6 protein-coding genes and 1 tRNA gene (1 of these 7 only partly in view) are annotated in these 7,337 nt (G+C 44.2%); 4 read left to right on the top strand and 3 right to left on the bottom strand.

Going from position 1 to position 7,337, the window contains the following annotated elements:
• From CH367_RS17975 to CH367_RS17965, 3 genes are all read left to right on the top strand, one after another.
• Positions 1 to 1,207, top strand: partial view of a hypothetical protein gene (locus CH367_RS17975; protein ID WP_100763878.1) — the 3' portion only. Its footprint begins 110 nt before the window's first position; 1,207 of the gene's 1,317 nt are visible here — the last part of the coding sequence; its start codon lies beyond the left edge, outside the window; the stop codon is at positions 1,205 to 1,207.
• Positions 1,208 to 1,285: 78 nt separating this feature from the next.
• A tRNA-Met gene (locus CH367_RS17970) sits at positions 1,286 to 1,359 on the top strand.
• 21 nt (positions 1,360 to 1,380) lie between these two features.
• A complete protein-coding gene (locus tag CH367_RS17965; RefSeq protein ID WP_010574279.1) occupies positions 1,381 to 1,665 on the top strand; it encodes a Cys-rich protein in 285 nt (94 codons plus the stop codon).
• Positions 1,666 to 1,754: 89 nt separating this feature from the next.
• Here the strand turns inward: CH367_RS17965 and thiH are convergent, their stop codons facing one another.
• Both thiH and CH367_RS17955 read right to left on the bottom strand, forming a co-directional pair.
• Positions 1,755 to 2,873: a 2-iminoacetate synthase ThiH gene (gene thiH / locus CH367_RS17960; protein ID WP_100763877.1), complete on the bottom strand. Its 1,119-nt coding sequence runs from the start codon at positions 2,871 to 2,873 to the stop codon at positions 1,755 to 1,757.
• The gene (locus CH367_RS17955) at positions 2,854 to 3,687 is read right to left on the bottom strand and encodes a thiazole synthase (protein WP_100764035.1); all 834 of its coding nucleotides are present in this window, start codon (positions 3,685 to 3,687) and stop codon (positions 2,854 to 2,856) included. The genes thiH and CH367_RS17955 overlap by 20 nt, the downstream gene beginning before the upstream one ends.
• A gap of 133 nt (positions 3,688 to 3,820) precedes the next feature.
• On the opposite strand from CH367_RS17955, the gene CH367_RS17950 reads away from it, so the two are divergent.
• Positions 3,821 to 4,369 (top strand): DUF1564 domain-containing protein, encoded by a 549-nt coding sequence (locus CH367_RS17950; protein ID WP_100763876.1) that lies wholly within the window; start codon positions 3,821 to 3,823, stop codon positions 4,367 to 4,369.
• A 123-nt stretch (positions 4,370 to 4,492) separates the two neighbouring features.
• Here the strand turns inward: CH367_RS17950 and CH367_RS17945 are convergent, their stop codons facing one another.
• The gene (locus tag CH367_RS17945) at positions 4,493 to 7,267 is read right to left on the bottom strand and encodes a chromosome segregation SMC family protein (RefSeq protein ID WP_100763875.1); all 2,775 of its coding nucleotides are present in this window, start codon (positions 7,265 to 7,267) and stop codon (positions 4,493 to 4,495) included.
• Positions 7,268 to 7,337: the final 70 nt, after the last annotated feature.

Here is a 7,337-nt window from a genome sequence, read left to right as displayed (position 1 = left end):
ATTTTTTGCCCAAGTGAAAGTATGGGCCGAAGAACAAAACGCAAAGTATCGTATCGAATTTCCGGATTCAATCTTTGAGGAGTTCGAACTTTCCGGTTCGGAAGAATCCTCGTCCCGTTCCATCTCCGTTCTTACAGATTCGCCGAGTCTCGGTGCGTCCGGAGTTCCGTCCAAATTCTTCCCCGCTTATGTTTGGGGAGAATCCATTTACTTTCCCTTTGCCTCGGAGACGAAAACGATTTCTTCCAAACTCGTTTCGATCGAGGAAAAATTAAAAACCGAGTTTCATCATAAAACGAAAAAACATTTTGAAACTCCCCTCTTCCAACTCGAGTTTCAAATTCTTTCCGCGGACAGAATCGACTTGGAAAGAATTTTAGATCTCCCGATACCGGGAAGTTTTGTGGAAAGAATTTCGGAGAAAGAGGGAGAATTCTTTTTAGTCACTCCGAAATTAAACGGAACTCAAAGTCTTTTTGCGATTTATCTTCTTTCAACGATTTCCGAAAAAATCGAATTCAATTTTTGTAAACTACGAATCGATCTTTCGCGTTGTGCGGACATTCTATCCGTTTGGTTTGCGCGTTCCGGATCGATTCTTTCCGGATTGGATGAGGAGAATTCTCCCTCATACAAAAAAGATAAGAACGGGAACGTTTCTTCTTTGGAGATTTCCGTTTCTCCTTGGCTCAGCGCTTCGTTTTTATTTTTGATTTTGAATTCTTCCCTTTTGGACGCTTGGGAAAATCGGGACGGTTCTTCGCCGGAAACGAAGACATCGGATTCCGTTCCTCATTCTTTTCCGAAGTTTTCCAAAAACGAATCTTGGAGGGATTTGACGGAACATAGATTCGCCTCCAGAGTATCTCGTCACGCAAACGAGGAAGAATCTTTTTATCATTCTCTGCTTCAGAAAGAATACGAGGTTTCCAAAGACGTTCTCGAATCCACTTTAAAAAATCGAATCGAAGAATTGGAAGAGTTCGAAATTCCGGAACTTTTGGAACGTTTGAAAACGGTTCAGGATTCTTCATCGGTTACGTCTTGGAACGATTCTTCCAAAGAAGAATGGAAATCCTTGCAGACCGAAATTTCAAATTCCGTTTTAGATCTCTGGAAAGAAAGAAAGGAACTGACGACGAAAAAAATGGAGGAAAATTCTTCCTCTTCTGCGTGGAAAATTCTGATCGAAATCTGGAAGTCCTAACGCGTAAGGAAACCTTGACAGGGCAATTCCCTTGAAAAAAATAGCACTGGAACCGATTTTATCGGGTCCAAACAAAACGGCGACGTAGCTCAGCTGGTTAGAGCAACGGAATCATAATCCGCAGGTCCGGGGTTCGAATCCCTGCGTCGCTAATCGTTTCAAAGGAGAAGACGTTGAAACATCTCTTTCTATTGATTCTTTCTTTCCTGATTCTGACCGGCTCCGTGTCGGCACAATCTGCGGCTTGTAATGAAATCTGCGGTTTTTATTTCGGTTGTGTGGAACAAAACGCACCGAGAAAACTCAGCGCGGACGAAAAGACCAAAGTGAAAGCGGGTTGTTTGAACTCCTGCAAAAAACACACTGCGGCAGTTGCGGCTTGTTTTGAAAATCACAAGTCACAGTGTAAACCGTTCAACGATTGTATCGTTAACACTTACAACGCGACCAAAAAATAAGTTTTAGACAAAGTTTCCTTCGAACGGCTTACGTCGTTTCGAACCCGAAAGAGCAACGGAATCGTTGCTCTTTTTTTATGTAAAGACGACTAACGAAGAAGTGTACGATCAAAGTCTTTAAAGACCGGATCGAGTCCCAGGTTTTTCAAAACGGAAACAAGTTCGGGAATCGTTCGGTTGTCCTCGATCTCGAATTGTTTGAGCGCTCCCGAATCGGTATAACCTCCCGGTTCCGTTTTGGATTCAACGGACATCTGTGTAATCCCGAGAGTGGCGAGATTGTTCCGAATGGTTTTCGATTCTCTTGTGGAAAGAACAAGCCCGATATCCGGAAACGAAATCCGAAACGCGAACAGATATTGAACGAATTCCTTGTCGCTTATAGGGATTATCTTTTGAAAGTCTCCCGCGGCCGGTCGCATCCTCGGAAGTGATACTTGGAAGGAAGTTCTCCAGTATTCTTTCATTAGATATTTTGCATGTTCTCCGAGTTTACACAATTCTCCGAGAGGATCGGAAAGTCCGAGAAGCGCACCGAGTCCGATGGTTCTAAAACCCGCCAACCCTCCCCGATCGGGTGCGTCGAGCCTGTAACGCATATTCTTTTTGATTCCACGATAATGATTTTCGGCGTAAACTTCCGGATCATACGTTTCCTGATAAACGACGAGCGCGGAGGTTCCGGATTCGATCATGGTTCGGTAAGGTTCGACGTCCAATGGATAAATTTCGATCGCGATCGAGTCGAAACTTTCCTTGAGAATGGATACGGCCTTGGAGATATATTCCAAATTCGTTTTGCTGTAATCTTCTCCCGTTAATACGACAAGATGCCGGATTCCCTTTTCTTTGAGAACGGAGGCCTCGCGTCGAATCTCCTCTTCGTTTAACGTTTTACGCGGAATCTTATTCTCGTAACTGAACCCGCAGTAGAGACAAGAAGATCTACATTCGTTGGAAAGATACAAGGGCATGTAGAGTTGAATCGTGTTTCCGAATCTTTCCTTTTTGATTTCCTTGGAAAAAAACGCCATCCGCTCGAGATACGGGGACGCGGAAGGAGATATGAGAGAAACATAATCTTCGAATGTAAGAGGAAGTCTATACTCGGATTTATGAAGGGCGTTTTCGACTTCGTTTTTCGTTTTGGAACGGACGAACTCGGCCCCGTCTTGAAAGGAAATTTTATCAAAAATCTCCGAGTACATTTCTTTCCTCTTCGTTTAAAAAACCGGTGAGAGGACTGGACGCGGACGCTTCTAATTTCGATTTCCCGCCGCTTCCTCCGTGAAGTCTCGCCAATCTTCCCGCTATGGTCGCGAGTTGAAACGCCTTAGCGATTTCTACCGGATTCTTCGCGATCGCGATCGCGGTATTGACAAGAACCGCGTCGGCTCCGAGTTCCATCGCTTCCGCGGCGTGAGATGGCAAACCGAGCCCCGCGTCCACAACCACCGGAATTTTGGATTGAGCGATGATGATTTCAAGATTCGCTTTTGTGCGAATTCCGAGATTGGAACCGATCGGAGAACCAAGTGGCATCACGGTAGCACATCCGGCTTCTTCCAGATGTTTACAAAGAATCGGATCGGCGTTGATATAAGGAAGAACCTTAAATCCTTCCTTAACAAGAACCTCGGCGGCTTTTAAGGTTTCTATAGGATCGGGAAGAAGATAAACCGGATCGGGGGTGACTTCCAACTTCAACCAATCGCCCGCGCCGAGTTCACGCGCAAATCTTGCGAGACGAATCGCTTCTTCCGCGTTTCTCGCTCCGCTTGTGTTTGCCAAAAGAAGAATTTTGTTTCGATCGATATGATTTAAGATATCGTCCTCGGGTGATTCGAGATCTACTCTTCGAAGAGCAACCGTGACCACTTCCGTTGCCGAAGCTGAAATCGCTTCTTGCATGATTTGCCCGGAGGAGAATTTTCCGGTTCCCAAAAAGAGTCTGGACTGAAACGTTTTTCCGGCGATGATGAGAGGATCTGAATTCTTGTTGTTGTCGGGGGATGAGGACATTCTTCTGTAGAAATCTTCAGGAATCCCCGCGCCGTCAAGATCCTTACATCCGTGCGCTTGACGGTTTTCTTTTTTTATTAAATTTTTCAACGAGAATGCGTACGCGTCGAAGGTTCTCGAAACCGTATCGGATATGGCGGCTATCTATCTCGACATCGATCAAAAAATTCAATCGATTCTGGTTCCAAGCGGCTCTGAGCGTTCGAATGTTGAAACGATTCTCTTTCCGGAAAGTTATTTGCAGAATTTAACACCGGAAAAACGGAAACTTCTTCCGAAAAGAATTCTTCCTCTTTTGCGAAGATATCAAAAATTTTTGATTTCTAAGAAAAGAATCAATGCCAACGCGCGGAAAACTTTGTATCAAAGGGACGTTGGAAAACTGGTTCGTTTGAACATGAGAATCGACACCGGAGTTTGGGCGATTTTAGGTGTTATTGCCGCCGCACACGGAGTTTCACGTTGTTTTTTGGTGAACTATATGATTTGGCTCGATGAATCCGGCGTCGGAAATTCTATCGATGAAACAATGAATGTAGGATGTCCCACCTTTCAAGATTCTTACAGTTATATCTGGAACTTAGATCTTGTCCAAAACCGGATTACAAAGACGCTCGAATTCATACCAAACCCGATTCGATTCTTAACCGCGGAAGATATACTACATCATTATCAAGAATAAACCAAAAAGGAGGCGACAAGCCTCAACCTGAACCAACGACAATGGCCAGAACAACCAATGCTTCCGAAAACGATTTCGATCTAAGAAAGAATTTATTGAAACACGAAACGAAAGGGACGGTTTTTAAACCGCCGCTTCCGTAACTTTTTCGGCGACCTGGGTCGCTTCGTCCAACTTCAAGGAAAGAATTCTGGAAATCCCCGGTTCTTCGTTCGTAACACCGAAAAGAGAATTCGCGCGATTGATCGTGGACTGCGCGTGTGTGATCACGATGAACTGAGACTTGTCCTTAAACTTATCCAGGATCTGACAGAAACGAAGTTTATTCGCTTCGTCCAAAGCCGCGTCGATCTCGTCCAAAAAGCAGAACGGAGAAGGTTTAACCATGTAGATCGCAAACAAAAGCGCGATCGCAGTCATGGATTTTTCACCACCCGATAAAAGACGTAAGTTCTGAACGTGTTTGCCCGGAGGTTCCGCCATGATTTCGATACCGGCGTTTAAGCTGTCTTCGCCTTCGGTCAACTCGAGCATCGCACGACCGCCGTTGAACAATGTGGAGAACGTTTCCTGAAAATTCTCGCGGATCTTTTCAAAGGTTTCACGGAATAGTTTTTCGGATTCTTCGTTGATCCTGCTGAGAACGTCTTCCACGTCCGCCTTGGATTTTTCGATGTCTTCCTTTTGAACACGATGGTGTTCGTAGATTTCCTTAACGCTTCTGTATTCTTCGATGGAAAGAGGATTGATCGAACCGAGCATCTGAATGTCGGACTTGAGCCGTTTCAGTTTTACTTCTTCTTTGGTTCTTTCCAAGTTGCGATTTTGAAACTCGGCACTCAGTTCCTGTTCGGAAATCGAATAGTCGTTGTAGAGTTCTTCCGTGAAAGAATCGATCTGAACCTTCAAACCGGAAACGGTTCTTTCTTTTTCGGTCAAAACCGGGATCAGATTCTTAAAATCGTCCTGATTCTTTTGGATATCGTGTTTTAGATTTTGAATCTCTTTTAGAATGTTTCTCAAGGATTCTTTTTCGGATTCGAGCGCGCGGCTCATATCCAAGAATTCGTTGTAACTCGATTCGATCTGTTGTTCGAGTTCGGAAACTTCGCGTTCGAATTCCTGTTTTTTGAAGATTACGTTTTGGATGGAATCCTTCGCGTTCTGAATTCTTTTTTCGATTTCTTCTTTGCGAAGTCCGATCGCCTTTCCCGCTTCGATTCTGGAATTTCTTTCGGAACCGAGTTCCAAAACTTTTTTTTCCAAGAAGACGGTTTGTTCTTTGTTGGCTTCCAGACTTTCGCGAAGGGATTCGATTCTCAAACCGGAATCCTTGATACTTCTCGTAAGATTTTCATTTTCCAAAATCAAATCTTCGATCTGTTGATCCAAGGTTTCTTTTCTGGATAAGAATCCGTCCCGATCAAAAAGAATATTGCGAATCATATCCTCGAGATGAACAAACTCCTCGAGTTTGGATTGAACGTCCCCGAGATCCAACGTTTCCAGAACGCTCGCGATCTTTGACGTTTCGGAAAGTTCCAGGTTGGAGCGTAGGTCCGCGATCTCGCGTGAATATTCCGACATCTTGGAAAGAAGAAACTCTTTCAGTTCCTTTCTGCGATTTTCGGTATCGATCGCTTCTTTCTTTTTGGATTCCAGTTGGCTGATGAGTTCGAAAATGACTTCTTTGAGTTTCTCGCGAAGTTCGTTGTGAGCCTTGTCGTTGGAGGCGATCTTGGATTCTTTTTCGAGAACGCTCATATTCTCGTCTTCGATTTGTTTTTCAAGAACGAGTTTGGAATCCTTCAGCTTCTGAATTTCTTCCTGAAGGAGTTCGATCTCTCCTTCGAGTTCGAAACATTCTTTCTGAATTCTTTCCAAGTCGATGACAAGAAGACTCAAAGAGGATTCTTCCTCGTTTAAGGTTTCGGTCATCTCGGAGATTCTTTCCTCGTATTCGAGAATGATCTGTTTGTTCTTTTCGATCTTTTCCTTTTGGATTTTCGTCTGGGAAAGATGATCGTATAATTTCTTGTCGATATCGGAAACGCGTTTTTCGATTTCCGATTTATCTTTTTCTAATACTTCGATTCTTCCGGTCTCTTCGCTGATCGTGTCGAGTAAGGTTTGATTCTTATCCTTGATCCCTTGCAATTCCTCTTCGGAGGCTTTGAGTTTTTTGGTGAGCGTCGAGAATTTCAGATAACGTATGATTTTGTCGGTTTCGTCCAGCTCCGCCTTGAGTTTGAAATAGGCTTCGGCCTTCTCTGCTTGTTTCTCTTTGACTTCCATTTCTTTTTTCATGGAATTCATGATGTCTTGGATGCGGAGAAGATTTTGTTTCGTATCGTCGAGACGTTTCAACGCTTCTTGACGTTCCAATTTGAATCTGGAAATCCCGGCGGCTTCTTCGAAGATCAGTCTTCTTTCTTCCGGTTTGGAATGAAGAATCCGATCCACCTTTCCTTGCTCCATGATCGAATAAGAAGACTTACCGATCCCCGTATCCATCAAAAGTTTTTCGACGTCCTTTCTTTGAACTCGAGAATCGTTGATGCAATATTCGTTGTTGCCGTCCAAGTAAAGACGACGAGTCATCTTTACCGACGGATAATCCATCTTGATGAGTCTGGAAGAATTATCAAAGATCACGGAAACTTCCGCGTAACCCGCGGGCTTGCGAGCTTCGGACCCGTGAAAGATCACGTCGTCCATCTTGTCGCCGCGAAGACCCTTCGCGGACTTTTCACCGAAGACCCATTTTACTGCGTCTACGATATTCGACTTACCGCTACCATTCGGTCCTACAACGGCGGTAAATCCGGGATCGAGAAGAATTTCCGTCTCGTCCGCGAACGTTTTGAATCCAACAATATTCAGACTTTTTAAATACATAGTTTTTGTGTTTTTCGTTTCCGATTGTTCCGGAAAGATGTTTCCAATTGACCAGATTTGGGCAGGGATT

Origin of the sequence: Leptospira barantonii (genome assembly GCF_002811925.1) — a bacterium.
GTDB lineage: Bacteria > Spirochaetota > Leptospiria > Leptospirales > Leptospiraceae > Leptospira > Leptospira barantonii.
Note: the sequence above shows the minus strand (reverse complement) of the source record. Positions and strands in the feature narration are given on the sequence as shown.

Excerpts from the sequence above, each read along its gene's own strand:
- thiH (WP_100763877.1), bottom strand. The coding sequence starts at position 2,873 with ATGTACTCGGAGATTTTTGATAAAATTTCCTTTCAAGACGGGGCCGAG.
- CH367_RS17955 (WP_100764035.1), bottom strand. The coding sequence starts at position 3,687 with ATGTCCTCATCCCCCGACAACAACAAGAATTCAGATCCTCTCATCATC.
- CH367_RS17950 (WP_100763876.1), top strand. The coding sequence starts at position 3,821 with ATGGCGGCTATCTATCTCGACATCGATCAAAAAATTCAATCGATTCTG.
- CH367_RS17945 (WP_100763875.1), bottom strand. The coding sequence starts at position 7,267 with ATGTATTTAAAAAGTCTGAATATTGTTGGATTCAAAACGTTCGCGGAC.